This window comes from Telluria sp. B2 (genome assembly GCF_051789535.1).
Classification (GTDB): Bacteria; Pseudomonadota; Gammaproteobacteria; order Burkholderiales; family Burkholderiaceae_D; genus Telluria.
The window spans coordinates 2,067,118-2,093,176 of record NZ_CP196525.1 but is presented as its reverse complement, the minus strand read 5'-3'; the positions used below and the strand labels follow the sequence as shown (position 1 = coordinate 2,093,176).

23 protein-coding genes are annotated in these 26,059 nt (G+C 66.5%); 17 read left to right on the top strand and 6 right to left on the bottom strand.

Translation table 11 applies throughout. The features are described from left to right. Positions 1 to 6 precede the first annotated feature (6 nt). From kynA to ACSUZJ_RS09365, 3 genes are all read left to right on the top strand, one after another. Positions 7 to 849: a tryptophan 2,3-dioxygenase gene (kynA, locus tag ACSUZJ_RS09375; RefSeq protein ID WP_499415449.1), complete on the top strand. Its 843-nt coding sequence runs from the start codon at positions 7 to 9 to the stop codon at positions 847 to 849. A 67-nt stretch (positions 850 to 916) separates the two neighbouring features. Then, positions 917 to 1,465, top strand: coding sequence for an RBBP9/YdeN family alpha/beta hydrolase (locus ACSUZJ_RS09370; RefSeq protein ID WP_499415447.1), 549 nt, complete (start codon positions 917 to 919; stop codon positions 1,463 to 1,465). 92 nt (positions 1,466 to 1,557) lie between these two features. After that, on the top strand, positions 1,558 to 2,664 hold the full coding sequence (locus ACSUZJ_RS09365) for an acyltransferase family protein (protein WP_499415445.1): 1,107 nt from the start codon (positions 1,558 to 1,560) through the stop codon (positions 2,662 to 2,664). 155 nt (positions 2,665 to 2,819) lie between these two features. On the opposite strand, the gene htpG is transcribed toward ACSUZJ_RS09365, so the two are convergent. Together htpG and ACSUZJ_RS09355 are read right to left on the bottom strand one after the other, a co-directional pair. Continuing rightward, positions 2,820 to 4,736, bottom strand: coding sequence for a molecular chaperone HtpG (gene htpG, locus ACSUZJ_RS09360; RefSeq protein ID WP_499415443.1), 1,917 nt, complete (start codon positions 4,734 to 4,736; stop codon positions 2,820 to 2,822). Positions 4,737 to 4,894: 158 nt separating this feature from the next. Continuing rightward, positions 4,895 to 6,676 carry a peptidoglycan D,D-transpeptidase FtsI family protein gene (locus ACSUZJ_RS09355; RefSeq protein ID WP_499415441.1) on the bottom strand — a complete coding sequence of 594 codons (1,782 nt, stop codon included), beginning with the start codon at positions 6,674 to 6,676 and terminating at the stop codon, positions 4,895 to 4,897. Positions 6,677 to 6,841: 165 nt separating this feature from the next. Between ACSUZJ_RS09355 and ACSUZJ_RS09350 the strand changes: the two genes are divergently transcribed. The 5 genes from ACSUZJ_RS09350 (at position 6,842) to ACSUZJ_RS09330 (ending at position 11,496) form a co-directional block, all read left to right on the top strand. Continuing rightward, positions 6,842 to 7,735 carry an HTH-type transcriptional regulator ArgP gene (locus tag ACSUZJ_RS09350; protein ID WP_499415439.1) on the top strand — a complete coding sequence of 298 codons (894 nt, stop codon included), beginning with the start codon at positions 6,842 to 6,844 and terminating at the stop codon, positions 7,733 to 7,735. 76 nt (positions 7,736 to 7,811) lie between these two features. Then, positions 7,812 to 8,273, top strand: coding sequence for a RidA family protein (locus ACSUZJ_RS09345; protein WP_379748379.1), 462 nt, complete (start codon positions 7,812 to 7,814; stop codon positions 8,271 to 8,273). 129 nt (positions 8,274 to 8,402) lie between these two features. Next, on the top strand, positions 8,403 to 9,596 hold the full coding sequence (locus tag ACSUZJ_RS09340) for an aminotransferase-like domain-containing protein (RefSeq protein WP_499415437.1): 1,194 nt from the start codon (positions 8,403 to 8,405) through the stop codon (positions 9,594 to 9,596). A gap of 224 nt (positions 9,597 to 9,820) precedes the next feature. After that, positions 9,821 to 11,149 (top strand): diguanylate cyclase domain-containing protein, encoded by a 1,329-nt coding sequence (locus ACSUZJ_RS09335; protein ID WP_499415435.1) that lies wholly within the window; start codon positions 9,821 to 9,823, stop codon positions 11,147 to 11,149. A 41-nt stretch (positions 11,150 to 11,190) separates the two neighbouring features. Further along, positions 11,191 to 11,496: a helix-turn-helix transcriptional regulator gene (locus ACSUZJ_RS09330; RefSeq protein ID WP_499415433.1), complete on the top strand. Its 306-nt coding sequence runs from the start codon at positions 11,191 to 11,193 to the stop codon at positions 11,494 to 11,496. Positions 11,497 to 11,502: 6 nt separating this feature from the next. Here ACSUZJ_RS09330 and ACSUZJ_RS09325 read toward each other — a convergent pair whose 3' ends face one another. Next, positions 11,503 to 12,240 (bottom strand): YoaK family protein, encoded by a 738-nt coding sequence (locus ACSUZJ_RS09325; protein WP_499415431.1) that lies wholly within the window; start codon positions 12,238 to 12,240, stop codon positions 11,503 to 11,505. Between the two features lie 129 nt (positions 12,241 to 12,369). Between ACSUZJ_RS09325 and dapC the strand changes: the two genes are divergently transcribed. The 7 genes from dapC (at position 12,370) to ACSUZJ_RS09290 (ending at position 20,404) form a co-directional block, all read left to right on the top strand. Beyond that, entirely contained in the window at positions 12,370 to 13,593 is a 1,224-nt protein-coding gene (gene dapC, locus ACSUZJ_RS09320; protein WP_499415429.1) for a succinyldiaminopimelate transaminase, read from the top strand. Positions 13,594 to 13,611: 18 nt separating this feature from the next. Then, complete coding sequence (gene dapD, locus ACSUZJ_RS09315) at positions 13,612 to 14,436, top strand: 2,3,4,5-tetrahydropyridine-2,6-dicarboxylate N-succinyltransferase (protein ID WP_499415427.1); 825 nt, start codon at positions 13,612 to 13,614, stop codon at positions 14,434 to 14,436. 213 nt (positions 14,437 to 14,649) lie between these two features. Beyond that, a complete protein-coding gene (locus ACSUZJ_RS09310; protein ID WP_499415425.1) occupies positions 14,650 to 15,786 on the top strand; it encodes a PilT/PilU family type 4a pilus ATPase in 1,137 nt (378 codons plus the stop codon). A gap of 190 nt (positions 15,787 to 15,976) precedes the next feature. Continuing rightward, a complete protein-coding gene (locus ACSUZJ_RS09305) occupies positions 15,977 to 16,336 on the top strand; it encodes an ArsC family reductase (protein ID WP_499415423.1) in 360 nt (119 codons plus the stop codon). Further along, the gene (dapE, locus tag ACSUZJ_RS09300) at positions 16,333 to 17,490 is read left to right on the top strand and encodes a succinyl-diaminopimelate desuccinylase (protein ID WP_499415421.1); all 1,158 of its coding nucleotides are present in this window, start codon (positions 16,333 to 16,335) and stop codon (positions 17,488 to 17,490) included. Before ACSUZJ_RS09305 ends, dapE begins: the two co-directional genes overlap by 4 nt. A 14-nt stretch (positions 17,491 to 17,504) precedes the next feature. Then, positions 17,505 to 18,395 (top strand): 50S ribosomal protein L3 N(5)-glutamine methyltransferase, encoded by an 891-nt coding sequence (gene prmB, locus ACSUZJ_RS09295; protein ID WP_499415419.1) that lies wholly within the window; start codon positions 17,505 to 17,507, stop codon positions 18,393 to 18,395. A 26-nt stretch (positions 18,396 to 18,421) separates the two neighbouring features. Then, positions 18,422 to 20,404 carry an ATP-binding cassette domain-containing protein gene (locus ACSUZJ_RS09290; protein ID WP_499415417.1) on the top strand — a complete coding sequence of 661 codons (1,983 nt, stop codon included), beginning with the start codon at positions 18,422 to 18,424 and terminating at the stop codon, positions 20,402 to 20,404. A gap of 201 nt (positions 20,405 to 20,605) precedes the next feature. Here ACSUZJ_RS09290 and ACSUZJ_RS09285 read toward each other — a convergent pair whose 3' ends face one another. The 3 genes from ACSUZJ_RS09285 to ACSUZJ_RS09275 all read right to left on the bottom strand — a co-directional run bounded on the left by ACSUZJ_RS09285 (position 20,606) and on the right by ACSUZJ_RS09275 (position 23,707). Next, positions 20,606 to 21,088, bottom strand: a complete 483-nt coding sequence (locus ACSUZJ_RS09285) for a chemotaxis protein CheW (protein WP_499415415.1) — start codon at positions 21,086 to 21,088, stop codon at positions 20,606 to 20,608. 83 nt (positions 21,089 to 21,171) lie between these two features. Then, a complete protein-coding gene (locus ACSUZJ_RS09280) occupies positions 21,172 to 23,061 on the bottom strand; it encodes a flagellar assembly protein A (RefSeq protein WP_499415413.1) in 1,890 nt (629 codons plus the stop codon). A gap of 229 nt (positions 23,062 to 23,290) precedes the next feature. Then, complete coding sequence (locus tag ACSUZJ_RS09275) at positions 23,291 to 23,707, bottom strand: hypothetical protein (RefSeq protein WP_499415411.1); 417 nt, start codon at positions 23,705 to 23,707, stop codon at positions 23,291 to 23,293. 208 nt (positions 23,708 to 23,915) lie between these two features. Here ACSUZJ_RS09275 and ompR point away from each other — a divergent pair, with 208 nt between their 5' ends. Continuing rightward, positions 23,916 to 24,683, top strand: coding sequence for an osmolarity response regulator transcription factor OmpR (gene ompR / locus ACSUZJ_RS09270; RefSeq protein ID WP_499415409.1), 768 nt, complete (start codon positions 23,916 to 23,918; stop codon positions 24,681 to 24,683). Positions 24,684 to 24,718: 35 nt separating this feature from the next. After that, a complete protein-coding gene (locus ACSUZJ_RS09265; protein ID WP_499416491.1) occupies positions 24,719 to 26,053 on the top strand; it encodes a sensor histidine kinase family protein in 1,335 nt (444 codons plus the stop codon). Positions 26,054 to 26,059 lie beyond the last annotated feature (6 nt).

Here is a 26,059-nt window from a genome sequence, read left to right as displayed (position 1 = left end):
GCCGCCATGAGCGACAAGCCAAACCAGCCGGCCGAATGGCACGGCGCGAAGATGGACTTCAAGGAATCGATGAGCTACGGCGACTACCTGGGCCTGGACCAGATCCTGTCGGCCCAGCACCCGCTCTCGCCGAACCACAACGAGATGCTGTTCATCATCCAGCACCAGACCAGCGAGCTCTGGGTCAAGCTGATGCTGCACGAGATGCAGGCCGTGCGCGTGCAGCTGCGCGCCGGCGAACTCGATCCGGCCTTCAAGATGCTGGCGCGCGTGGCCCGCATCATGGACCAGCTGGTGCATGCCTGGGATGTACTGGCGACCATGACGCCGTCCGAATACACGGCGATCCGGCCCTATCTCGGCGCCTCCTCGGGTTTCCAGTCGCACCAGTACCGCGAGCTCGAATTCATCCTCGGGAACAAGAACCGGAACCTGCTGGCGGTGCACGAGAAAAACCCGCCGGCGCACGCCATCCTCGAACGCGAGCTGAATACGCCGTCGGTCTACGACGAATCCATCATGCTGCTCGCGCGCAGCGGCTTTGCGATCGCGCCGGAGCGCCTGAACCGCGACTGGACCCTGCCGCTTGACGCGGACGAATCGGTGAAGGCGGCCTGGCTGGCGGTATACCAGCAACCGGATAAACACTGGGCCCTGTACGAGCTGGCCGAAAAGCTGGTCGACCTCGAGACGGCTTTCCGCTTCTGGCGCTTCCGCCACGTGACCACGGTCGAGCGCATCATCGGCTTCAAGACCGGCACCGGCGGCACGGCGGGCGTGAGCTACCTGCGCAAGATGCTCGACGTGGTGCTCTTCCCCGAGCTGTTCTCCCTGCGCACCGCACTCTGACCTGTCCGGCGCGCCGCTTGGGAGGCGCGTAGAATGGCCGGAACGACAACGACATGAGGGAAGCGCCATGGATTGCGACGTCCTGACTCTCGCCGGCCTGTGGAACTCCGGGCCGCAGCACTGGCAGACCTTGTGGGAAGCGCGCTACCCGCGCTTGCGGCGCGTCGAGCATCGCGACTGGAACAATCCGCAGCGCGACGAATGGGTGGCGGAACTCGATGCAGCCGTCGGCGCCTGCCAGGGCGCGCCGCTGCTGCTCGGGCACAGCCTGGGCTGCATGCTGGCGGCGCACTGGGCTCACTCGGGCTCGCCGCTGCGCGCGGCCGGCGCCCTGCTGGTCGCGCCGGCCGACGTCGAAGCCCCGTCCTATTCGATCGCCCCCAACGGCTTCGCCCCGGTGCCGCTGGCGCCCCTGCCCTTCCCCTGCCTCGTCGTGGCCAGCACCGACGATCCCTTCGTCACCCGCGAGCGGGCGCGCATCTTTGCCGACGCCTGGGGCGCGCGCTTCGTCGAGATCGGCGCGGCGGGCCACGTGAACGCCGACAGCGGCTACGGCGACTGGGCGGAGGGCGAGCGGCTGCTGCTGGAGTTCTGCGCCGGGCTGCGCGGCGGCTGAAGCCGAAGCTGTGCCCGGCTGCGCCAGGCGCGCGTTGTGTGCGCTGCAACATGGGGTATGATGCCCTCACTGCCGTACACAACCGTGAGCTTATGGTAGCTTCTCCCCCGCCCCTTGCCCGCCCGCTGTCGCTCTACCTCGACTGCTGCCGCCTGCTGGCGGCGCTGCTGGTGGTCGCCAGCCACTACGGGCCCTTCGGCGTGATCACGCGCGGCGCCGACGCCTGGGTGCCGGACTTCGGCCGCGAAGCGGTGATGGTCTTCTTCGTCCTTTCGGGCTTCGTCATCGCCTATACCACCGAGCACAAGAACCAGTCGCTGCGCGCCTATTGCCTCGCGCGCTGCACGCGCATCTATTCGGTTGCCCTGCCGGTCCTGCTACTGTCCTTCCTTGGTGCCGGCCTGCTGGTCGCGCTCGGGGAAGCGGATCCGGAACGCTTCTACCAGCTCGCCAAGCCCTGGCTGTATGTGCCGCTGCACCTGTTGTTCATGGGCGAGCTCTGGACCATCAGCGAAACGCCGCCTCTGCTCGCGCCCTACTGGTCGCTCGGTTTCGAAGTCTGGTACTACGTGCTGTTCGGGGCCCTGTTCTACCTGCGCGGCACGCGCCGGCTGGTGGTCGGCGGCTCGCTGTTCCTGCTGCTCGGCCCGAAACTGTGGCTGTTGCTGCCGGTATGGGCCAGCGGGGTGCTGCTCTACCACTGGCAGAAAACCCACACTCTCGAACGCCGCACGGCCCTGCTGGGCTGGCTGGCGACGCTGGTCCTGCTGGCCGCCTTCAAGCTGTCCAGCCTGGATACCGGACTGCGCGAACTGGCCCGCGCGAGCTGGCCCTTCCCCGCGGTGCCCCTGAAGAGCGCCGACCGCTACCTGGCCGACTACCTGGTCTGCCTGCTGGTGCTGGCGAACTTCTGGTGCGCGAAGCACGCCGGTTTCACAGCGCTGCTGCGCTTCGAACGGCCGATCCGGGCGCTGTCCGCCTACACCTTCACCCTCTACCTGGTGCACGCGCTAGTGATGGGACTGTGGCTGATCCTGTACCGGCACGACCCCGCGAGCGGCATCGATGTCGCGGCGCTCACCCTGCTGATCGTGCTGGGGACCTGGATCGTCGGGCAGCTGACCGAGCATCGCAAAGGGTGGTTCCAGGCGGGGTTCGAGCGGCTGGCGGCGCGCGTGCGGCCGGTGGCGGTCCGGTAATCACACCACGTCACAAGGCAAGCTAGGCACGGGGCGCCCACCCAACGGCTGCGAGTGAGGTAGAGTGGGCGCTCCGTGCCCACCGATGGCCTGCGCTGCGAACACGCATAAAAAAACCGGGCGCGCGGCCCGGTCTTTTCACTTGGCGACAAAGCTTACTTGGTCGCCAGCAGCATCTCGTTCAAACGCTTCACGAACGACGCCGGATCGGTCAGGCTGCCGCCTTCGGCCAGCATGGCCTGGTCGAACAGGATGTGCGACCAGTCGGCAAAGCGCGTGCTTGCCGTGTCCTCGTACTTCAGGCGCGTGACCAGCGGGTGGTTCGGGTTGATCTCGAGGATGGGCTTGGACTCGGGCGCGTTCTGGCCCGCGGCCTTCAGCATGCGCACCAGGTTGGCCGACAGCTCGTGCTCGTCCGCCACCAGGCAGGCCGGCGAATCGGTCAGGCGGAAGGTCACGCGCACGTCCTTGGCCTTGTCCGCCAGCGCACCCTTCATCTTCTCGACCAGTTCCTTGTACTGGGTCTCGGTCTCTTCGTGCTCCTTCTTCTCGGCTTCGTCCTCGAGCTTGCCCAGGTCCAGGCCGCCCTTGGCCACCGAGACCAGTTCCTTGCCGTCGAACTCGTTCAGGAAGGACAGCATCCACTCGTCGACGCGGTCGGTCATGAGCAGCACTTCGACGCCCTTCTTGCGGAAGATCTCCAGGTGCGGGCTGTTCTTCGCGGCGTTGTAGCTGTCGGCCGTGACGTAATAGATCTTGTCCTGGCCTTCCTTCATGCGACCAATGTAGTCCTCGAACGAGACGGTCTGCTCGCTTGAATCGACATGGGTCGAAGCGAAGCGCAGCAGCTTGGCGATGCGGTCCTTGTTGGTCGCGTCCTCGCCGATGCCCTCTTTCAGCACCTGGCCGAATTCCTTCCAGAAGGTCGCGTACTTGTCCTTGCCTTCCTGCTCTTCGCTGTTCGCCAGTTCTTCCAGCATGCCCAGCACGCGCTTGGTCGAGCCTTCGCGGATCACCTTGACGTCGCGCGACTCCTGCAGGATTTCGCGCGAGACGTTCAGCGGCAGGTCGTTCGAGTCGATCACGCCCTTCACGAAGCGCAGGTAGACCGGCATCAGCTGCTCGGCGTCGTCCATGATGAAGACGCGCTTCACATACAGCTTGATCCCGCCGCGCTTGTTGCGGTCCCACAGGTCGAACGGGGCGTGGCTCGGCACGTAGAGCAGCTGGGTGTATTCGCTGCGGCCTTCGACGCGGTTATGGGTGTAGGTCAGCGGTTCCTGGAAGTCGTGCGAGACGTGCTTGTAGAACTCGTCGTACTGTTCCTTGGTGATCTCGCTCTTGGAGCGGGCCCACAGGGCGCTCGCCTGGTTGACGGTCTCGAACTCGTCCTTCAGGACGGTCTGCTTCTTCTCTTCGTCCCACTCTTCCTTCTGCATCACGATCGGCAGCGAGATGTGGTCGGAATACTTGCGGATGATGGACTTCAGCTTCCAGCTCGACAGCAGCTCTTCCTCGCCTTCGCGCAGGTGCAGGATGACATCGGTGCCGCGGCTGGCCTTCTCGATGGTCTCGACGCTGTAGTCGCCTTCGCCGGTCGATTCCCAGCGCACGCCGTCGGACACGAAAGCGCCGGCGCGGCGGGTGTTGACGATGATCTTCTCGGCGACGATGAAGCCCGAGTAGAAGCCGACGCCGAACTGGCCGATCAGGGCCGCGTCCTGCTTCTGGTCGCCCGAGAGCTTGCTGAAGAATTCCTTGGTGCCCGACTTGGCGATCGTGCCGAGGTGCGAGATCACCTCGTCGCGGCTCATGCCGATGCCGTTGTCGGAAATGGTGATCGTCTTCGCGTCCTTGTCGAAGCTGACCTTGATCTTCAGCTCATGGTCATTGCCATACAGGGCGTCATTGTTGATCGCCTCGAAGCGCAGCTTGTCGGCGGCGTCGGACGCGTTGGAGATGAGTTCGCGCAGGAAGATCTCCTTGTTCGAGTACAAGGAGTGGATCATCAGTTGCAGCAGTTGTTTTACTTCTGCCTGGAAGCCAAGGGTCTCTTTTTCGGCGACAGCCATCTTATTCCTCTGGGTAGTCAGGTTGGTTGAACGGATTGCAGCAATATTGGGATTGCGACACAGGTTTCAAGAGGTCTGTTATACAAGAAATCTTGCAAAAGCCTCAACACGGTAGCACGCGCCTCCGATCGGAAGAAAACGCGCCCGCCGCCGGGCCTTCAGCCGGGCGGCACGGTGTCCGCATCGGCCGCGACACCCAGGGGCGCCAGGATGTCGTCCACCGGCGCGTCCGGGCTTACATTCAACAGGCGCATCACGTTGCGGGTAACGTTGGCGAACACCGGCGCGGCCACCCTGCCGCCGTAGTGCCCGCCGACGGTGGGCTCGTCGACCATGACGGCGACGACGATGCGCGGCTTTGACGCCGGCGCCAGGCCGACGAAGCCGGCCACGTAGCGGTTCGCATACCGGCCGTCGACCACCTTGTGGGCAGTGCTGGTCTTGCCGGCCACGCGGTAGCCCGGCACCCGGGCGCGCGGCGCCGTGCCGCCCGGGCCGGCGGCCGCTTCCATCATCGTGCGCACCGCGCCCGCGGTCTGGCGCGAGAGTACGCGCCGCGCCGGCGGCGGCCCGTCTTGCCGGAACAGGCTGACCGGCACCATCTCGCCGTCGCGCGCGAACACCAGGTAGGACTGGGCCATCTGCAGGAGCGAGGTCGACATGCCATGGCCGTAGGCGATGGTGGCCTGCTCGATCGGCTTCCACGAGCGGTGCGGGCGCAGGCGGCCGGCGGCGGTGCCGGGAAAGCCGAGCGCCGGCGCCTGGCCGAAGCCGACCTCGGTCAGGAGCGTCCACATGGCCTCGGCCGGCATCTGCAGCGCCAGCTTGGCAACGCCGATATTCGACGACTTTTCCAGCACCTGCGACACCGTCAGCATGCCGTGCCGGCTGGCGTCGCCGATGGTGGCGCTGCCGATGCGCATCCGGCCGGGCGCCGTATCGACCAGGGTCTCGGGGGTGGCCAGTCCGCTCTCCAGCGCCAGGGCGATCGTGAAGGGCTTGATCACCGACCCCGGCTCGAAGGTGTCGGTCAGCACGCGGTTGCGCAATTGGGCGCCGGACAGGCGCGAGCGCGCGTTCGGGTCGTAGTCCGGCAGGTTGGCCAGCGCCAGCACCTCGCCGCTGGCCACGTCGAGCACCACGATGCCGGCTGCCTTGGCCTGGTGGGTGTCGACGGCCGACTTCAGGTGCGCGCGGGCGATGTGCTGGATGCGGTGGTCGAGCGCCAGCACCAGGTCACGGCCGTCGCGCGGGGCGCGGCTGCCGCCCAGGTCCTCGACCACGCGCCCGAGGCGGTCGCGCAGCACGCGCCGGCTGCCGCCGCTGCCGGCCAGGCTGGCCTGGGCGGCGAGCTCCATGCCTTCCTGGCCGACGTCCTCGATATCGGTGAAGCCGACCAGGTGGGCCGTCAGTTCGCCGTAGGGATAACGGCGGCGCGCCTCCACGCGCGTCTCGAGGCCGGGCAGGCCGAGCGCGAGCGCCTGCGCCGCGACGGCCGGCGCGACCTGGCGCTTCAGGTAGACGAAGTCGCGCCGGCTCTCCAGCTTGCGCGCCAGTTCCTGCCCGTCGATGCCGAGCAGGCCGGCCAGGGCCTCCAGCTGGCCGGGCGCGGCCGCGGCGAGCAGGCGCGGATTGCCCGCCACCGCCCTGGCGGGGACGGAGGCGGCCAGCACCACGCCGTGGCGGTCGAGGATGCGACCGCGTTCCGCGGGCAGGTCGAGGTGGCGCACATGCCGCGCCGCGCCCTGGCGCTGCAGGAAGTCGTCCGCCATGCCCTGCAGCCAGATCGCGCGCAGGGCCAGCGCCAGGAACATCGCGCCCAGCACCAGCATCACGCAGCGCGAACGCCAGGTCGGCAAGGCGGGGCTGAGCAGCGGGCTGGTGGTGAAGCGCAGGCCGCGGCCCGCGGCGGTACGGGAACGGGAGCGCAAGCCTAGCATGGGCGGCGCCCGGGATCGGCCGAGGCAACGCGGTACTTATAATGATGCAATGTCGTGCGCCTCGGCCGTGGTGAATGGATGAGCCGGGATTCTGCCGGGCGACGACACGTTGATGAAAGGATATGAAGCTTTTCTTTCCTATGATGAATTTTTCTTCAGGTAGTCATGGATCTTGACCCGAAACAGACGGATGCCTTCCAGGCGGTGGCGGAGCTGGGCAGTTTCGAGCGCGCCGCCGTCCGGATGAACGTGACGCCTTCGGCGGTGTCGCAACGTATCCGGGCGCTGGAGGCCTCGCTCGGCACGCCGCTGGTCCTGCGCAGCCGGCCCTGCCGCGCCACGCCGATGGGCCAGCGGCTGCTGCAATACCTGCGCCGCGCCGACCTGCTGCGCGCCGACCTGCAGGCGGACCTGCTCGATGTCGACTCCGGGCCGACCACCGTGCCGATGGCGCTCAATGCCGACAGCCTCGGGACCTGGTTCTTCCCGGCCCTGGCCGGCCTGCTGGCCAGGGACCGCTTCATCCTCGACCTGGTGGTCGAAGACCAGGACCACACCTTCGCCCTGCTCAAGAGCGGCATGGTGGTCGGCTGCGTCAGCACCGACGCCGAAGCGATGCGCGGCTGCAGCGCCGAGCCGCTCGGCACCATGCGCTATCGCCTGATGGCGAGCGAGGACTTCCGCCGGCGCTGGCTGCCCGGGGGACTGACGCGCGAGGCCGCGCGCCGCGCGCCGGTGGTGGCGTACACACGCAAGGACAGCCTGCAGTCGGGCTTCCTGCTGGCGCGCCTGGGCTTGCCCGAGGGCGCCTATCCCTGCCACTACGTGCCCGGCACCGAAGCGCATTTCCAGGCGATCCGCTATGGCGCCGGCTACGGCATGGTGCCCGAGTGGCTGCTCGAGCACGGCGGCGCCGGCGAGGAGCCGCTGGTCGACCTGGCGCCGGCCTGGCCGACCGACCTGGCGCTGTTCTGGCATACCTGGACGCTGCAGTCGCCGCGCATGGAGGAGCTGTCGCGCCATATCGTCGCCGCCGCGCGCGCCGTCCTGCGGCCCTGAACTGCGGCGTATGTGTGTATTTCAAGGCTGCCAAGTCGTACAATACCGGTCTCATTCACCGCAACAGGAACCATCCATGTCCGTCTACGACAAGCTCAAGGAACTGAACATCACCCTGCAACCGGCCGCCGCGCCTGCCGCCGCCTATGTCATGTACGTCCAGACCGGCAACCTGGTCTTCGTTTCGGGCCACATCGCCAAGAACGCGGACGGCTCGGTCAACGCCGGCCAGCTGGGCAAGGACAAGACCACCGCCGACGGCCAGGCGGCCGCGCGCGCGATCGCGATCGACCTGATGGGCACCCTGCAGGATGCCTGCGGCGGCGACCTGAACCGCGTCAAGCGCATCGTCAAACTGATGAGCCTGGTCAACTCGACTCCGGACTTCACCGAGCAGCATCTGGTCACCAACGGCGCCTCGGAACTGTTCGGCGAAGTCTTCGGCGACGCCGGCAAGCATGCCCGTTCGGCCTTCGGCGTGGCCCAGATCCCGCGCGGCGCCTGCGTCGAGATCGAAATGATCGTCGAAGTCGCCTGAGCGGCCCACGACACGAGACAGGTTTGATCACAGGCCCGGCCTACCCGGCCGGGTCTTTTTGCAACCGCCTATCCGGCGCGCGTACAACCACGGCCGCGCACCCGCGGCAGTCCTTCCAGTGAGACAAGCATGAAAATCGAGAATCCCAATCCCATCCAGTGGCAGTTTTCGGAGCGCGCCCAGCAGCTGCAAAGCTCGTTCATCCGCGAAATCCTGAAGATCACCCAGCGTCCGGAGATCATCTCCTTCGCCGGCGGCCTGCCTTCGCCGGCGACCTTCCCGGTCGAGCGCATGAAGGAGTCCTACGACCGCGTGCTGAGCAACACCGGCAAGGTCGCGCTGCAGTACGGCCCGACCGACGGCTACGGCCCGCTGAAGGAATGGATCGCGAACTCGCTGTCCACGGAAGGCACGAAGATCCTGCCCGAGCAGATCCTGATGGTGTCGGGATCGCAGCAGGCCCTCGACCTGATCGGCAAGGTCCTGATCGACGAAGGCAGCCGCGTGCTGGTGGAGACCCCGAGCTACCTGGGCGCGCTGCAGGCCTTCTCGGTCTACCGCCCGGAATTCGGCTCGGTCGCGACCGACGACCACGGCCTGGTGCCATCCTCGATCGAGCCCGTGGCCAAGGGCGCGCGCCTGTTGTACTCGCTGCCGAACTTCCAGAACCCGACCGGCCGCACGCTGTCGGTCGAGCGCCGCCGCGAACTGGTCGAGACCTGCGCCCGCCTCGGCCTGCCGCTGATCGAGGACGATCCCTACGGCGCGCTGTCGTACAAGGGCGAACCGATGCCGAAGATGGTGGCGATGAATCCGGAAGGCGTGATCTACATGGGTTCGTTCTCGAAGGTGCTCACGCCAGGCATCCGCCTCGGCTATGTTTGCGCCCCGCTGCCGCTGGTGCGCCGCCTCGAGCTGGCCAAGCAGGCGGCCGACCTGCACACCGCCCAGCTGACCCAGATGGTGGTGCACGACGTGGTCAAGGACGGCTTCCTCGACCAGCACATCCCGACCATCCGCACCCTGTACGGCAACCAGTGCCAGGCCATGCTCGACGCGATGGACGAACACTTCCCGGCCGGCGTGTCCTGGACCCGCCCGGAAGGCGGCATGTTCATCTGGGTCACCCTGCCGAAGCACATCGACGCCATGAAGCTGCTGGACCAGGCGATCGCCGCCCGTGTCGCTTTCGTGCCGGGCGCGCCCTTCTACGCCAACGATCCGGAAACCAACACCTTGCGCCTGTCGTTCGTCACCGTGCCGCCGGAGCGCATCCGCGAAGGCATCGCGATCCTCGGCAAACTGATCGCAGCGGCGATGTGAGTTGTATATAGTTGCAGCAACATCACGAAATGGACGCCGCCGGCGTCCATTTCTTTTACCGATACATGGTTACAAAGGATAATTGAACCCCGGCTGGGCGTACGCCACAGAAAAACTGTCCTAATAGCAACAAAAGTTACCACGGAAGGCAACATCGGGGTATGATTTTGAACGACATCAAAACCCGGCTTTTCAACCTTCGTTCCATGCCTTCTCTAGCCCAAGTGTCTGCAGCACCGCGCCAGGCTGCCGTCCTCATTGTCGATGACGCGCCCGCGCACCTGGGCGCACTGCGCTCCATGCTGCTGCAGCAGGGCTACCAGACCTTCGTCGCCAATTCCGGCGAACGGGCGCTCGGTATCGCCCAGCGCACCCTGCCCGACCTGATCCTGCTCGACATCGAGTTGCCGGGAATGGACGGCATGGAGGTATGCCGGCGCCTGAAGGCCCATCCGGTCAGCTGCAACATCCCGGTCATCTTCATGAGCGCGCGCAGCGAGACCGAGGACATCGTCGCCGCCTTCGACATCGGCGCGGCCGACTACATCACGAAGCCCTTGCGCCTGGCGGAAGTGTGCGCGCGGGTACGCGTCCAGCTCCAGTTCCGCCGCACCAGCCTGTCGCAGCAGGAACAGGCCGACCGCCTGCGCCTGATCGTCAACAGCATCGACGAAGGCCTGATGATCATCGAGCCCAGCGGGCGGATCCAGTACGCCAACCCGGCCTGCGGCCGCTACCTTGGCTATGGCCCCGGCGAACTGGCCGGCTGCGCGCTCGACGGCCTGCTCGCGCCTTCCGTGGCCCAGGAATACCTGGATCTCTTCAGCCGCGCCGCCGGCGCCAACGCGCCGGACTGCCGCGGCGCGCGCGAGGTGCTGATCCGCCAGCGCGACGGCACCCTGCGCGCGATGGACCTCACGGTCACGCCGATGATCGGGGACCAGCCCCTGTTCGTCGCCCTGCTGCACGACATCACCCACCACAAGCAGTCCGAGAACGCGCTGCAGCGCGCGGCGCTGGTCGATCCCCTGACCAAGATCGCCAACCGCCGCCACTTCGACGCCTTCCTGGAAAAGGAATGGCAGCGCGCGGTGCGCAGCAGCCAGCCGCTGTCGCTGATCGTGCTCGACGTCGACCACTTCAAGGGCTACAACGACAGCCTCGGCCACGCCGCCGGCGACGCCTGCCTGCAGCAGGTGGCGATGGCGCTGCAGTCGCACGCCCTGCGGGCGACCGACCTGGCCGCGCGCTACGGCGGCGAGGAGTTCGTGCTGCTGTTCGGCGAGATCGGCTTCGAAGCCGCTTGCGCCCTGGGCGAGGCGATCCGCGCCCACATCGAGTCGCTCCACATCCCGAACCCGCGCTCGGCCACCTCGGAATGGGTGACGGCGAGCCTGGGCGTGGCCACCATCGTGCCGACCCAGCGCGACGACCTGAAGGACTTTTTCGTCAGCGCCGACCGCGCCATGTACGCGGTCAAGGAAGCGGGCCGCAACGGGGTGCGCGCGGTGCGCACCGGGAGCGCCCACCTGGTCGAGCCGGCGCTAGGTTAACACTCGCCTGGGTAGCCGGTGATATCCGCGATGTCGACCAGGTGCGCGCGGCCATCATCCGCAACCTGGCCCAGGACCGCGTGCGCCTGGCCACGATCGCCGAGGAGCTGGCACTGTCGCCGCGCACCCTGCAGCGCAAACTCGGCGAGGCCGGCGCCAGCTACCAAGGCGTGCTCGACGGCGCGCGTTTCGCGCTGGCCCGGGACTACCTGCGCCAGCCGGGCCTGTCGCTGGCCGACATCGCCTTCCTGCTCGGCTACCAGGAGCAAAGCGCCTTCACGCACGCGTTCAAGGAATGGTCGGGCCTGAACCCGGGCGCCTGGCGCGAACGCGCCGGCGCAGCCTGAAGAGCCCTATCGTTTCGACAGCGTCCGGGCCACGTCGTCGAAGGCCGGCACGATCGCCAGCGCGCACAGCAGCGCCGCCAGCGGCAGCGTCGACAGGTAGCCGACGTGGTTGAATCCCAGTGCCCCGGCCAGGCCGCCGGCAAGAAAAGCGCCCAGAAGCGACGCCAGCAGCGCCAGGCGCCGCCGGTTGGCCAGCACCGGCGCCTGGCCCCGGTCGCGATTCGGATACACCAGCTTGCCCAGTTCGATGCCGATGTCGGTGATGATGCCGGTCATGTGGGTGGTGCGGATCTCGGCGTGGGACAGCTTGGTCACCAGGGCGTTCTGCAAACCCATGATGTAGCACAGCAGCGCGATCGTGAACGGCAACGCCGGCGCCGCCAGGCGCGCGCCGAGCACGCCGAAGGCCAGCAGCAGAAGCGCCTCGACCAGCAGCGGCAGCGCATATTCGCTGTAGAGCCGGCGCCGGCGCGCGAAGTTGACCATCAGCGCGGTGCTTGCCGCGCCCAGGCCGAAGGCCGTCACCGCCGCCAGCGCCGGCAGCAGGAGCCCGTGGCGGCCCAGCACGAGATTGTCGACCAGCGACGAGACCATGCCGGTCATGTGCGAGGTATATTGGCCGACCGCGAGCAGGCCGCCGGCATTGATCGCGCCGGCGACGAAAGCGAGCACGAGTCCAAGCTGGCGGTTCGCCGCTGCGCTGCGCTGGTGGCCGGCAAGGCGCCGCATGGTGTTGATCGGCACGGGTCTCTCGCTCCTTGGGTATACAGCTAAATCTTACTGCAAGTGAACATTCCGATGGTGGCAACGGCATCGGCGGGCCGGCGCTATAATCAAAAAATCCATTTTTGCAAAAGCGCCCACGGACCCGTTGTGAATCCACATCTCGAAAAACTCCATCCCTACCCGTTCGAAAAGCTGCGCGAACTGTTCGCCGGTGTCACGCCGCATGGCGAATACGCGCCGATCAGCCTCGGCATCGGCGAGCCCAAGCATCCGACACCGGCTTTCATCGAAAAGGCGCTGACCCACGCGATCGCCGGCCTGGCCAACTACCCCAGCACCGTCGGCGGCGAGCCGCTGCGCGCCGCGATTGCCGGCTGGCTGGAACGCCGCTACGGCCTGCCGGCCCTCGATCCGGCCACCATGGTGCTGCCGGTGAACGGCTCGCGCGAGGCGCTGTTCGCGATCGCCCACGCCGTGATCGACGCCAGCCGTCCGGATGCGCTGGTCATGTGCCCGAATCCGTTCTACCAGATCTATGAAGGCGCGGCCTACCTGGCCGGCGCCGCGCCCTGGTTCGTGAACTCCGACCCGGCGCGCAACTTCGCCTGCGACTACGCGAGCGTGCCGGACGATGTGTGGGCGCGCGTGCAGCTGCTCTACGTCTGCTCGCCGGGCAATCCGACCGGCGCCGTGCTGACGCTGGACGACTGGCGCGAACTGTTCGACCTCTCCGACCGCCACGGTTTCGTGATCGCGGCCGACGAGTGCTATTCCGAGATCTATTGCAGTTCCACGCCGCCGCTGGGCGCGCTGGAAGCGGCGCACCAGCTGGGACGCAGCGCGGGCGAGCGCCCATACCGCAACCTGATCGTGTTCTCGAGCCTGTCGAAGCGCTCGAACGTGCCCGGCATGCGCTCGGGTTTCGTCGCCGGCGACCCGCGCGTGATGAAGAAATTCCTGCTCTACCGCACCTACTGCGGCGGGGCGATGTCGCCGCCGGTGCAGGCGGCATCGATCGCGGCCTGGAACGACGAGGCCCACGTGCAGGACAACCGCACGCTGTACAAGGAAAAGTTCAATCTGATCACCCCGATGCTGCGCCAGGTGCTCGACGTCGAGCTGCCCGACGCCGGTTTCTACCTGTGGGCCGACGTGCGCCGCACCGGCCTTTCCGACACCGAGTTCGCACGCCGTCTGTATGCCGAATATAATGTGACGGTTCTGCCCGGCAGTTATCTCGCGCGCGACGCGCACGGGACCAATCCGGGCCGCAACCGCATCCGCATGGCGCTGGTGGCGGGCGTCGACGAGGGGCTGGAAGCGGCCACGCGCATCGTCCAGTTCTGCCAGAACCTGCGTGCAGCATCCTGAAAAAAGAGATTACCCATCATGACCCAACAACTCCAGAACATCATCGACACCGCGTGGGAACAGCGCGCGGACTTCAGCCCATCCTCCGCTCCTGCCGACGTGCGCAATGCCGTGGCCGAAGTACTTGCCGGCCTCGACGCCGGCACCCTGCGCGTGGCGCAGAAGGAAGGCGGCGAGTGGATCGTCAACCAGTGGATCAAGAAGGCCGTCCTGCTGTCCTTCCGCCTCGAGAACAACGTCCCCGTCGAAGGCGGCGGCATGCAGTTCTACGATAAAGTCCCGACCAAGTTCGCCGACTACACCGCCGACGACTTCGCCAAGGGCGGCTTCCGCGTCGTGCCGCCGGCCGTCGCGCGCCGCGGCTCCTTCATCGGCAAGAACGTGGTCCTGATGCCGTCCTACGTCAACATCGGCGCCTACGTCGACGAAGGCACCATGGTCGACACCTGGGCCACCGTCGGCTCCTGCGCCCAGATCGGCAAGAACGTCCACCTGTCGGGCGGCGTCGGCATCGGCGGCGTGCTCGAGCCGATGCAGGCGAATCCGACCATCATCGAAGACAACTGCTTCATCGGCGCCCGTTCGGAAATCGTCGAAGGCGTGATCGTCGAAGAGAACTCGGTGATCTCGATGGGCGTGTACATCGGCCAGTCGACCAAGATCTACAACCGCGAAACCGGCGAAGTGACCTACGGCCGCGTGCCGGCCGGTTCGGTCGTGGTCTCGGGCTCGCTGCCGTCCGCCGACGGCAAGTACAGCCTGTACTGCGCCGTGATCGTCAAGCAGGTCGACGCCAAGACGCGCGCCAAGACCGGCATCAACGAGCTGCTGCGCGGGATCTAAGCATCGCTTGCGGCTGAATTAAAGCTGGTTGAACGCGTGGGCACAGGGGCGCCCACCCTACACGCATCACCGTTACGGTATTTTTACCGATAACATGTGCAAACGTAGGGTGGGGTGTTCGAGGCCGGCGGCCTCGAACACGAACGTGCCCACGCGTTCATGTATCGCCTGAACCGACACATCATTATTAGCATCATCACGGGAGAACGCCACATGGCCATGGACCGCCTGTTCCAACTCATGAAGGAAAAGAACGCGTCGGACATGTTCTTCGCGGTCAACTCTCCCGTCCACATCAAGATCAACGGGAACCTCATCCCGATTAACCAGAACAAGCTCGACCAGGGCAACATCCTGTCCCTGCTGTCGGAAGTCACCACGCCCGAGCAGCTCGACGAGCTCGACCGCAACAACGAACTGAACATGGGCATCTCGGTGCCCAACCTGGGGCGCTTCCGCCTCTCGGCCTTCCGCCAGCGCGGCAGCATCTCGGCGGTCTTCCGTTTCGTGCCGGCGACCATTCCGCCGCTGGGCGAACTGGGCCTGCCGCCGGTGTTGTCCGAACTGATCATGGAAAAGCGCGGCCTGCTGCTGGTCGTCGGCGCCACCGGCTCCGGCAAGTCGACCACGATCGCCTCGATGCTCGACTACCGCAACGAGCACCGCACCGGCCATATCCTGACGCTGGAAGACCCGATCGAATACCTGTTCAGGAACAAGAAATCGATCGTCAACCAGCGCGAAATCGGCAGCGACGCCCTCGACTTCGAGATCGCCCTGCGCAACTCGCTGCGCCAGGCGCCGGACGTGATCCTGATCGGCGAAATCCGCGACCGCGCCACCATGACCGCCGCCCTGGCCTACGCCCAGTCCGGCCACCTGGTGGTCGCCACCCTGCACGCGAACAACAGCTACAACGCGCTGAACCGTATCATCAGCTTCTTCCCGATCGAGAACCGCCCCGCCCTGCTGCAGGACCTGGCCTCGGCCACCAAGGCCATCGTCTCGCAACGCCTGGTGAAGGCAAGCGCCGGCGGCACGCGCCAGCCGGCGGTCGAGGTCATGCTCAACACCCGCTACATCGCCGACCTGATCGAAAAAGGCGAGCTTTCCCAGATCAAGGAAGCGATGGACAAGAGCCTGTCGCCGGGTTCGCAGTCCTTCGAAGCCGCGCTGCTGGCGCTGGTGCAGGCGGGTCTCGTCACGCAGGAAGAGGCGTTGGCGAATGCCGACTCGGCCACCAACCTGCTGTGGCTGATGAACAATGGGCCGGGCAAGGGTTCTGAAGAGCAGAACAAGCCGGACGAGCCGCCGTCGCCGACGTTTACCGAGTTCACGCTCAACGGCTGAGCTGTGCGAATGTCGTACTGACAGTATTGCCTGATCGGATCCACAAGGTGGGCACGGGGCGCCCACCATTCAGGCCAGAGAAATTTCCTGGAAATATCAACCGAACAGGCCTCCCCCGCCTGTGCTATTCTCGCCGCTTCCCGAACCACCGCCTTACCGCAAGCTCGCTTGCCACGCATTAATTACGCCAATGAAAAAGACCCTCTACGGAATCCCCAACTGCGACACCGTCAAGAAAGCACGCACCTGGCTGGCCGAGCACGGCCACGACTTCGAGTTTCACGATTTTAAGAAGCAGGGGCTGAGCCGCGAACTGGCGGCGCGCTGGCTGGATCAGCTGGACTGGGAGGTGCTGGTCAACCGCAAGGGCATGACCTGGCGTAACCTATCGGACGAGCGCAAGGCCTCGATTACCGACAAGACCGCCGCCCTGGAGCTGATGCTGGAAAACCCGTCCGTCATCAAGCGTCCTGTCTTGGCGGGCGCCGGCCCGCTGTCGGTCGGCTTCTCCGCCGACCAGTACGCCCGCATCTTCGCGGAGGCCGCATGATCGCCAAGGCTTCGCGCACCCTCGACCTGGCCCAGGAGCTGATCGCGCTCGACTCGATCACGCCGAACGACAAGGGCTGCCAGCAGCGCCTGGCCGAGCTGCTCGCGCCGCTGGGTTTCCGCTGCGAGACCATCGCCTCGAACGGCGTCACCAACCTGTGGGCGCGCAAGGGCACGGAGTCGCCCGTACTCGTCTTCGCCGGCCACACCGACGTGGTGCCGACCGGCCCGGTCGACCAGTGGGGCTCAAGCCCCTTCGAGCCGACCGTCCGTGACGGCAAGCTCTACGGCCGCGGCGCGGCCGACATGAAGACCTCGATCGCGGCCATGGTCGTCGCCTGCGAGGAATTCGTGGCAAGCCATCCGGACCACCAGGGCTCGATCGCCTTCCTGATCACCAGCGACGAGGAAGGCCCGGCCGTGGACGGGACCGTGGTCGTCTGCGACCTGCTGGAAGAACGCGGCGAGACGCTCGACTACTGCATCGTCGGCGAGCCGACCTCGAGCCACATCCTGGGCGACATGATCAAGAACGGCCGCCGCGGTTCGCTCTCGGGCCACCTCGTCATCAAGGGCGTGCAAGGCCACATCGCCTATCCGCACCTGGCGCGCAATCCCATCCACCAGGCCGCGCCGGCACTGGCGGAACTGGCTGCCGAGGTCTGGGACGAAGGCAACGAATACTATGCGCCGACCAGCTGGCAGATCTCGAACATCCACTCGGGCACCGGCGCCACCAACGTCATCCCGGGCCACATGACGATCGACTTCAACTTCCGCTTCTCGACGGCGTCGACCGCCGAGGGCCTGGAAGCGCGCGTGCATGCGATCCTCGACCGCCACTGCCTTGAGTACGAACTGGTCTGGACGCTGTCGGGCCTGCCCTTCCTGACCCCGAAAGGCACGCTGTCGGACGCCGTCTGCAAGGCGATCTTTGACGAGACAGGGGTCACGACCGAACTGTCGACCACCGGCGGCACCTCCGACGGGCGCTTCATCGCCCGCATCTGCCCCCAGGTGATAGAATTCGGGCCTCCCAACGGCAGCATCCACAAGATCGACGAGCACGTCGAGTTGCGCTTCATCGATCCGTTGAAGAACGTCTACCGCCGCACGCTCGAGGAATTGCTTGCCCCCGGCCTGCCGGCCGCATAAAGAAAGAACACGCCATGACCACGACCACCTTCAGCACCCCGCGCGACCTGCTGCGCTACGCCGTCACCCGCTTCAACGCCGCCAAGCTGTTCTTCGGCCACGGCAGCGCCGAGGCCTTCGACGAAGCCGCCTACCTGGTCCTGCACACCCTCAAGCTGCCGCTCGACAGGCTCGATCCCTTCCTCGACGCGAAACTGCTGCCGGAGGAAGTGCTGCAGGTGCTCTCCGTCATCGAGCGCCGCGCCACCGAACGCGTGCCGGCCGCCTACATCACCAACCAGGCCTGGCTCGGCAGCTACGAGTTCTACGTCGACGAGCGCGTGCTGGTGCCGCGTTCCTTCATCGCCGAGCTGATCCCGGACCGCTTCAGCCCCTGGGTCAGCGACAGCGAGGCCGTCGAGAACGTGCTCGAACTGTGCACCGGTTCCGGCTGCCTGGCGATCATGATGGCCGACGCCTTCCCGAACGCGGTGGTCGACGCGGTCGACATCTCGAAGGACGCGCTGGCCGTGGCCGAGCGCAACATCCGCGAGTACAAGCTCGAGGGCCGCGTGAACCCGATCGAATCCGACCTGTACGAGAACGTGCCCTTCAAGAAGTACGACCTGATCGTCACCAATCCGCCGTATGTGAACGCGGCGTCAATGGCCAAGCTGCCGCCGGAATACCTGCGCGAACCGCAGATCGCCCTGCACGGCGGCGAGGACGGCATGGACCTGGTGCGCAAGATCGTGGCCGGCGCGGCCGAGCGCCTGACGCCGGAAGGCGTGCTGGTGGTCGAGATCGGCAACGAAGCCGAATTCGCCGAAGCCGCCTTCGGCCACCTCGGCCTGACCTGGCTGACCACGAGCGCCGGCGACGAGGCCGTGTTCCTGCTCACCGCCGAACAGCTCCAGAACGCATAAGAACGCACAAGAATAGCGAACAACGCATGATCCGATTCCAGAACGTCAGCCTGATGCGCGGCACCAAGCCGCTGCTGGAAGGCGCCGACCTTACCCTGAACCCCGGCGACAAGATCGGCCTGATCGGCGCGAACGGCGCCGGCAAATCCAGCCTGTTCGCGATGCTGCGCGGCGAACTGCATCCGGACCAGGGCGAGATCGATTTCCCCGCCAAATGGCGCATGGCCTACGTGGCGCAGGAAACCCCGGCGCTCGACCGGCCGGCGCTGGAGTACGCGATCGACGGCGACGTCAACCTGCGCCGCCTGCAGGCCGAACTCGAGCGGCTCGAAGCCCACCCGGACCAGGCCGCGCACGGCATGGCGCTGGGCGAGGTGCACAGCGCCCTGGCCGATGCCGACGCCTACACGGTGCAGTCGCGCGCCGAGCAGCTGCTGCTGGGCCTGGGCTTCTCGCTCGACCAGATGCAGCAGCCGGTGAAGAGCTTCTCGGGCGGCTGGCGCATGCGCCTGAACCTGGCGCAGGCGCTGATGTGCCCCTCCGACCTGCTGCTGCTGGACGAACCGACCAACCACCTGGACCTGGATGCGATCATCTGGCTCGAGGACTGGCTCAAGCGCTACGCCGGCACCCTGATCATCATCTCGCACGACCGCGATTTCCTCGATGAGATCGTCAACGTGGTCGTCCATATCGACGAGCTGAAGCTCAAGCGCTACTCGGGCAACTACAGCGCCTTCGAGCGCCAGCGCGCCGCCCACCTGGTGCTGGCCGCGGCCGCCTACGAGAAGCAGCAGCGCACCCGCGCCCACCTGCAGTCTTTCGTCGACCGCTTCAAGGCCAAGGCCACCAAGGCGCGCCAGGCGCAAAGCCGCATGAAGGCGCTGGCCAAGATGGAGGAGCTGGCCCCGCTGCGCGCGGCCGCCGAGTTCTCCTTCGAATTCCGCGATCCCGTATCGGCCCCGAACCCGCTGCTGGTGATGGAAGACGTCGACGCCGGCTACCCGATCCTCGACGCCCATGGCGACAAGGTCGACGGCAAGGTGATCGTGCGCCGCGTGAATTTCTCGCTGCAGACCGGCCAGCGCATTGGCCTGCTGGGCGTGAACGGCGCCGGTAAATCCACGCTGATCAAGACGATCGCCAACGAACTGGCGCCGCTCGCCGGCACGGCCACGCTCGGCAAGGGCCTGGTCATCGGCTACTTCGCCCAGCACCAGGTCGAGATGCTGCGCCACGACGAGTCGCCGCTGTGGCACCTGCAGAAGATTGCGCCAACCACGCGCGAGCAGGAACTGCGCAACTTCCTGGGCGGCTTCAACTTCCCGGGCGACATGGTAACCAGCCCGATCCGGCCCTTCTCCGGCGGCGAAAAGGCGCGCCTGGCGCTGGCCCTGATCGTCTGGCAGCGCCCGAACCTGCTGCTGCTGGACGAACCGACCAACCACCTGGACCTGGAGACGCGCGAGGCGCTGACGATGGCGCTGGCGCAGTTCGAGGGCACCCTGGTCGTGGTCTCGCACGACCGCCACCTGCTGCGCGCCACCACCGACCAGTTCATCATCGTCGCCGACGGCAAGCTGCAGCCTTTCGACGGCGACCTGGACGACTACAAGGACTGGCTGTTCCAGACCAAGCTGGGCAAAGGCACGGACGTCCTGCCGGCTGCGTCAACGTCGAATCAGTCTGCGGCTGCCGCTGCCGCACCGGTGCCGGCTGTCGACCGCAAGGAGCAGAAGCGCCTCGAGGCCGAAGAGCGCCAGCGCATGGCCGCCCTGAAGAAGCCGATCGAGAACCGCATCAAACGCCTGGAAGAGCAGATGGCCAAGCTGAACGCGAAGAAGGCCGAGATCGACGCGCGCCTGCTGGAGCCGGCAATCTACGAGGCGGACAAGAAGGAAGAGCTGAAGAACCTGGTCGCGGACCAGGCGTTCTGCGTGCGCGACCTTGGCGCGCTGGAGAACGAGTGGCTGGAGTTGCAGGAGCAGCTGGAGGGGTTGGCGGCTTGACTGGGTCTGCCGGTTAGTCCTCGACACTCATACGTCGTACCGCGTGGACTCGGGAGTCCACCCTACAGAACCGCTCTTCGTAGGGTGGACGCCTGTGTCCACGCGGTCTCACCATCAAATCAATCGACACATCACCGGGTCTTGTAGGGTGGGTTCTTGAACCCACCGGTTTTCCCCAGCCGATCAAAGGCGAAGCCAGGCTCACGCCACCTGCCTTGCCCCACCCCTCACCCCGCGATCGATCGACATCAGGCGATCGATATCCACCAGGATCAACCGCCGCCCGTTCGTGACGCCCAGCCCGATCAGGTAATCGATCGCGCCGCCGTCGGCGCCGGGAATCGGCGAAATCTGCTCGGGGCCCAGTCTCACCACGTCGGTGATGCCGTCGACCACCATCCCCATCACGCAGGTCGACAGTTTCAGGATGATCACGTCGGTCATCGGCGTGGTCGCCACCGGATGGCCGCAGAAGGCCGCGCGCATGTCGACGATCGGCATGATGACGCCGCGCGACACCGCCACGCCGCTGATGATCTCGCCGCCGTCCGCAAAACGCTCCAGCGACCTGAGCACGCGCAGTTCCTGCACCTTGCCGAAATCCAGCCCGTATTCGAGGCCGCCGAGCGTGAAGCTCAGGAATTCCTTGTCCGCCGGCTGCGCCGTCATTGTGTCTTTGTGCATGATGGGTCCTTTCACAAACAGACCCCATGCTAAGTCGCAGCGCCGACCCCGCTCTTGAGAGCAGTCAACATTTCCTTAAGACATTAATCCGCCTTTGCGGCGTCTCCGTTATTCCAGCGGTAGCTGCCGGCCGCCCCCGCGTACAGGACCCTGCCTTCGGCGCCGCGCAGGCGCGCCCGGATTTCGCGCGGCGCCAGGTGGTGGATGCAGGGGCCGTCCGGGTCGTAGGGCAGCGCGCGCACCTCGGTGTCGCCGCCCAGCCGGGCGATGTCGACCTGGGTGCAGCCGGCGCGTTCGGCACGCTGGGCTTCGAAGCGCGCCAGCAGCGCCTGCCCTTCCGCCAGCTCGGCCTCGAGCGACTTGCGCGCCGCCGCCACCTCGCCGATCCGCGTCAGCGCGGGGGCGAGCGCCTGGCCCATCTGGCGGAACTGCTGCGCCTGCTGCGGGTTCAGGCTGGTCTCGCCGCTGCGCACCCGCCCCGCGATCTCGAGGTACCTGCGCACTTCGGGTTCCGCGCACAGGCGCGCCAGTGCCGACTTGTGCCGCTCGATGCCCTGCCCGATCTGCGCCAGCCGGGCGCGTACCTGCACCAGCACCTCGTCGATGCGGCCGCAATCGGCAAGCAGCGCATGAACCAGCATGTCGCTGTCGCGCCATGGTGCGGCGCAGTCCATGCGCACGCGCTGCGCCGCGACCGCGCAGCCTTCGGCGCGGCCGATCGAGACCTCGTCGGCGATGATCTCGCAGTTCACGGCCTGCTCGATGCACACGCGGTTGCCCGAGACGACGCAGTTCTCGGCGCGCTGCAGGGTCACCGTGCCGGCGAGGGTCTGGATGCTTGCGCTCGAGGCCACGCCGTCGACCAGGATATCGCCCTGCTTGTTGTAGGCGCGCCCGCCGACCAGGTTGGCGCGCAGGCGCACCGTGCCGCCGCGCGAGACGATCTCGCCGTAGACGTCGGCGTGCACGGTAATGCTGGATCCCTCGATGATGCGCTTTTCCTGGACCTCGCCGAATTCCTCGTAGTCGCCGGTCAGCTGCAGGTTGCCGGTGGTCCTGGCGCTCACGCCGTCGCGGCTGACGATCTTGTCGCCGATCGCAATCCGGCCCGTCTTGCCGTCGACATCCAGGAAGCCGGTGCGGATGGCAACCAGCCAGTCGCCGCCCTCAATCCTTTCGACGCTGGTGCCGGCCCCCGCATAGGCCGCGAAATCGAGGTCGCTCGGCGCGGCCGGCTCGATGCGGATGCCCGAGATCTCGAAGCCCGGTGTGCCGGCGCGGGGCGGCAGCTTCTGCAGCAGGCGGGTGCCGGCCTTCACCTGGGGGAAGCGATTCTGGAAGCGCATCAGGTCGAGCTTGCCGTTGGCAAGCTGGCGCGGCGCGTTGCTGCGGTGGATGTCCTCGGACACCTCGATCACGCTGGCATCGATCCCCGGCTCCGGCTCCAGGCGCCGCGCGACCACGATGCGCCCCGCGTTCCCGAGCGCGATCGCGTCGCGCACCGCGGCGATGTCGATGCCGAAGCGGATCCCCTTGAGCCACATGTCGGCCACGAATTCGTCGATGTCCAGGCGCGCCGGCACTTCCGGCTCGCCGCCGGGCCCCGCCAGGTGCACCTGCTCGAAGAAGTACTCGGCTTCCCCGCCGCTGATCTTCACGGAACGGTAGAGAGCGCGGCGCTGGACGTTGAAAGGAAGGATGTCGTCGGCCAGGCGCACCAGCGGCCGGCCGGCCGGGTCGGTCGGCAGCGGCGGGCCGCTGTCGAACAGGGCCTTGATCAGGATCGGGTAATCCAGGCCACTGAAGTACTGGCCCGCGCGCAGCAGGCTGTCGACCGCCGCCAGCAGCGTCGTGCCCAGCACGGCGGAATCGGCGTAGACGCCGTCGGGGCGGCGGTCGATACAGTGTTCCGGGCCAGCGGAAGCAAACCGCGTCACCGGCGCGGGGTGAGTGGCAACAGCAGAATTGGACACGATCACGCTCCAGGAGGGGCCAGCGCGCCCGGCAAGATGCCAGGGACACAAGCGGCCAGCGTACCATGTTGTCACGTATAAATAAATATTCGTCAACAATATTTCGCAAGAAACAATCTGACTTGCGTCAACACCAATGGCGCTTTCGACGCTGTCCAGTACGCACATGCCTGGCGAGCGCCAAAGAAAAAGCCGGGCGAACCCGGCTTTCATTCACTCGCTCATGCGCTCAGCGGCGCTGGGCATTCGGATAGATGTCGATGCCCGCCTCGTTGATCTGGCGGCGCAGGTCGCGCCGCTCGTCGGGCGTGAGGCGTCCGCCGCGGCGGCCGTCGCGCATGCCCTGCTCCTGCTGCATCTGGGCGGCCTGGCGGCGCTGCTGATCTTCCATCGCGCGCTGCTGCTCGACCATGCGCTGCTCGCGCGGCTGCTCGATCTGCGGCGCCGGGGCCGGGAAACGTTCGGGGCGCATCTGCGGCGGTGGGGGCAGCTGGATATCGTCGCGGCGCCCGTGGCTCTGTGCATGCGCGGCGCCGAGGCCGACGCAGGCGAGCATGCAGACGGCGAGACCACGGCGCGCCAGGCGGGCAAGCCGCTGGCCCGGGGCCTGGCTTGCTGCATAGTTTGGTGTGAGCGCGTCTTTCATGGTGTTCCTCTTCCGCGATGCCGGATAAACAGATAAGCTTTGACTGGATAAGCTGTACTTCATGGGTTCCAGTGTATGTGGAATGCTGACCGGGTATAAGACCATTTGGGTAAAGTTTGTAACACAATGTAATGCCTTACCTGTAGGGGCCTTATTTAAAGCGAAGAGAAGTTACCATAGCGACATGAATCTGACAAACTGACCGCATATGAATACATCTTCCACCTCGAATTCCGCAGGCGCGCCCGGCACCGGCGGCCATAGCGCGAAGATCATGGTCGTCGACGACGACGTCCGCCTGCGCGACCTGCTGCGCCGCTACCTCACCGAACAGGGCTTCCAGGTCGTCACCGCCGAAAGCGCGCCGGCCATGAACAAGCTGTGGCTGCGCGAGCGCTACGACCTGCTGGTGCTGGACCTGATGCTGCCGGGCGAAGACGGCCTGTCGATCTGCCGCCGCCTGCGCGGCGCCGGCGACCAGACCCCGATCATCATGCTGACCGCCAAGGGCGAAGACGTCGACCGCATCGTCGGCCTGGAAATGGGCGCCGACGACTACCTGCCCAAGCCCTTCAACCCGCGCGAACTCGTGGCGCGCATCGGCGCGGTCCTGCGCCGCAAGGGTCCGGACGAAATCCCGGGCGCGCCGTCGGAAACCCCGCAGACCTTCGAGTTCGGCCAGTTCGTGCTCGACCTGGGCACGCGCACGCTGAAGAAGAACGGCGAGACCGTGCCCCTGACCACCGGCGAATTCTCGGTGCTGAAGGTGTTCGCGCGCCATGCGCGCCAGCCGCTGTCGCGCGAGAAGCTGATGGAACTGGCGCGCGGCCGCGAATACGAAGTCTTCGACCGCTCGCTCGACGTGCAGATCTCGCGCCTGCGCAAGCTGATCGAACCGGATCCATCGAGCCCGCTCTACATCCAGACCGTCTGGGGCCTGGGCTACGTGTTCATCCCTGAAGGACAGCCGCGCTAGTGTTCGCATCGTTTTTGCCGGCGCGCCCCGGCCGCATGCTCTGGCTGCGCAGCGGCCTGTTCTGGCGTACCTTTTTCCTGATGTCCCTGCTTACGACCCTGTCGATGGGCTCGTGGATCGGCATGCTGAACGTGTTCCAGCGCGGTCCGCAGGTGCAGCAGACGGCCGAGCTGGTGGTGTCGGTGGTGACGCTGACCAAGGCCGCCCTCACCCACTCGGCGCCCGAGGCACGGCTCGAGCTGTTGATCGAACTGGTATCGAACGAAGGCATCCGCATTTTCACCCTCGAGCCCACCGACAAGGTGGCCCCGCCGCCGGACAACCCCCTGATGCCCGACATCGCCGCCGCCGTGCGCGAAAAGCTCGGCCAGCAGACCCGCTTTTCCAGCCGCGTGAACGGCACGGCCGGCTTCTGGATCAGCTTTAATATCGAGGACGACCAGTACTGGCTGATGCTCGAGCGCGAGCGCCTGGCCGGCCTGACCCGCATCCAGTGGCTGGGCTGGGCCAGCGTGGTGGGCGTGCTGTCGCTGCTTGGCGCGGCATTCATCTCGAGCCTGATCAACCTGCCGCTGGCGCGCCTGACCGCGGCCACGCGCGCCTTCGCCAAGGGCGAGCGCCCGGCGCCCCTGCCCGAAAAGGGCCCGCAGGAGATCATCGAGGCCAACCGCAGCTTCAACCAGATGGTCGAGGACCTGGCCCAGGTCGAGAAGGACCGCGCCGTGATCCTGGCCGGCATTTCGCACGACCTGCGCACGCCGCTGGCGCGCATGCAGCTCGAAGTCGAGATGGCCGACCTGCCGGTCGAGGCGCGCGAAGGCATGCAGTCCGATATCGCCCAGATGGACGCGATCATCGGGCAGTTCCTCGACTACGCCAAGCCGACCGAGGCCGCGACCTTCGTGCCGGTGGACCTGTCAGGCCTGATCGCCGACAGCGCCATGCACGCGGCGCGCATGCCCGACGTGCGCGCCAGCACCGACATCACGGAAGGAATCCGCGTGCTGGGCAACGAAACCGACCTGCGCCGCGTGATCAACAACGTGGTCGAGAACGCGCGCCGCTACGCCAGGACGCCCGGCAAGGACGTCACCGAGATCGATTTTTCCTGCCACGTGCGCACCATGCCGCAGGGCCGGCGCGCGGTCGTCGAGATCGCCGACCACGGTCCGGGCGTGCCGCCCGACCAGATCAACCAGCTGCTGAAGCCCTTCACGCGCCTGGACACGGCGCGTGGCCAGGCCAACGGCGCGGGTCTAGGCCTCGCGATCGTCGAGCGCGTGGTCACCCGCCACAACGCCGAACTCACGGTGCGCAACCGCGAAGGCGGCGGCCTGCTGGTGCAACTGGCGCTGCCGCTGGCTTCCTGAATTCCT

Coding starts and splice junctions, on each gene's coding strand:
- htpG (WP_499415443.1), bottom strand. CDS start 4,736: ATGGCTGTCGCCGAAAAAGAGACCCTTGGCTTCCAGGCAGAAGTAAAA.
- dapD (WP_499415427.1), top strand. CDS start 13,612: ATGACCCAACAACTCCAGAACATCATCGACACCGCGTGGGAACAGCGC.
- prmB (WP_499415419.1), top strand. CDS start 17,505: ATGACCACGACCACCTTCAGCACCCCGCGCGACCTGCTGCGCTACGCC.
- ACSUZJ_RS09345 (WP_379748379.1), top strand. CDS start 7,812: ATGTCCGTCTACGACAAGCTCAAGGAACTGAACATCACCCTGCAACCG.
- ACSUZJ_RS09305 (WP_499415423.1), top strand. CDS start 15,977: ATGAAAAAGACCCTCTACGGAATCCCCAACTGCGACACCGTCAAGAAA.
- ACSUZJ_RS09365 (WP_499415445.1), top strand. CDS start 1,558: ATGGTAGCTTCTCCCCCGCCCCTTGCCCGCCCGCTGTCGCTCTACCTC.
- ACSUZJ_RS09265 (WP_499416491.1), top strand. CDS start 24,719: ATGCTCTGGCTGCGCAGCGGCCTGTTCTGGCGTACCTTTTTCCTGATG.
- ACSUZJ_RS09310 (WP_499415425.1), top strand. CDS start 14,650: ATGGCCATGGACCGCCTGTTCCAACTCATGAAGGAAAAGAACGCGTCG.
- ACSUZJ_RS09275 (WP_499415411.1), bottom strand. CDS start 23,707: ATGAAAGACGCGCTCACACCAAACTATGCAGCAAGCCAGGCCCCGGGC.
- ACSUZJ_RS09350 (WP_499415439.1), top strand. CDS start 6,842: ATGGATCTTGACCCGAAACAGACGGATGCCTTCCAGGCGGTGGCGGAG.
- ACSUZJ_RS09370 (WP_499415447.1), top strand. CDS start 917: ATGGATTGCGACGTCCTGACTCTCGCCGGCCTGTGGAACTCCGGGCCG.
- ACSUZJ_RS09290 (WP_499415417.1), top strand. CDS start 18,422: ATGATCCGATTCCAGAACGTCAGCCTGATGCGCGGCACCAAGCCGCTG.
- ompR (WP_499415409.1), top strand. CDS start 23,916: ATGAATACATCTTCCACCTCGAATTCCGCAGGCGCGCCCGGCACCGGC.
- ACSUZJ_RS09340 (WP_499415437.1), top strand. CDS start 8,403: ATGAAAATCGAGAATCCCAATCCCATCCAGTGGCAGTTTTCGGAGCGC.
- ACSUZJ_RS09285 (WP_499415415.1), bottom strand. CDS start 21,088: ATGCACAAAGACACAATGACGGCGCAGCCGGCGGACAAGGAATTCCTG.
- kynA (WP_499415449.1), top strand. CDS start 7: ATGAGCGACAAGCCAAACCAGCCGGCCGAATGGCACGGCGCGAAGATG.
- ACSUZJ_RS09355 (WP_499415441.1), bottom strand. CDS start 6,676: ATGCTAGGCTTGCGCTCCCGTTCCCGTACCGCCGCGGGCCGCGGCCTG.
- dapE (WP_499415421.1), top strand. CDS start 16,333: ATGATCGCCAAGGCTTCGCGCACCCTCGACCTGGCCCAGGAGCTGATC.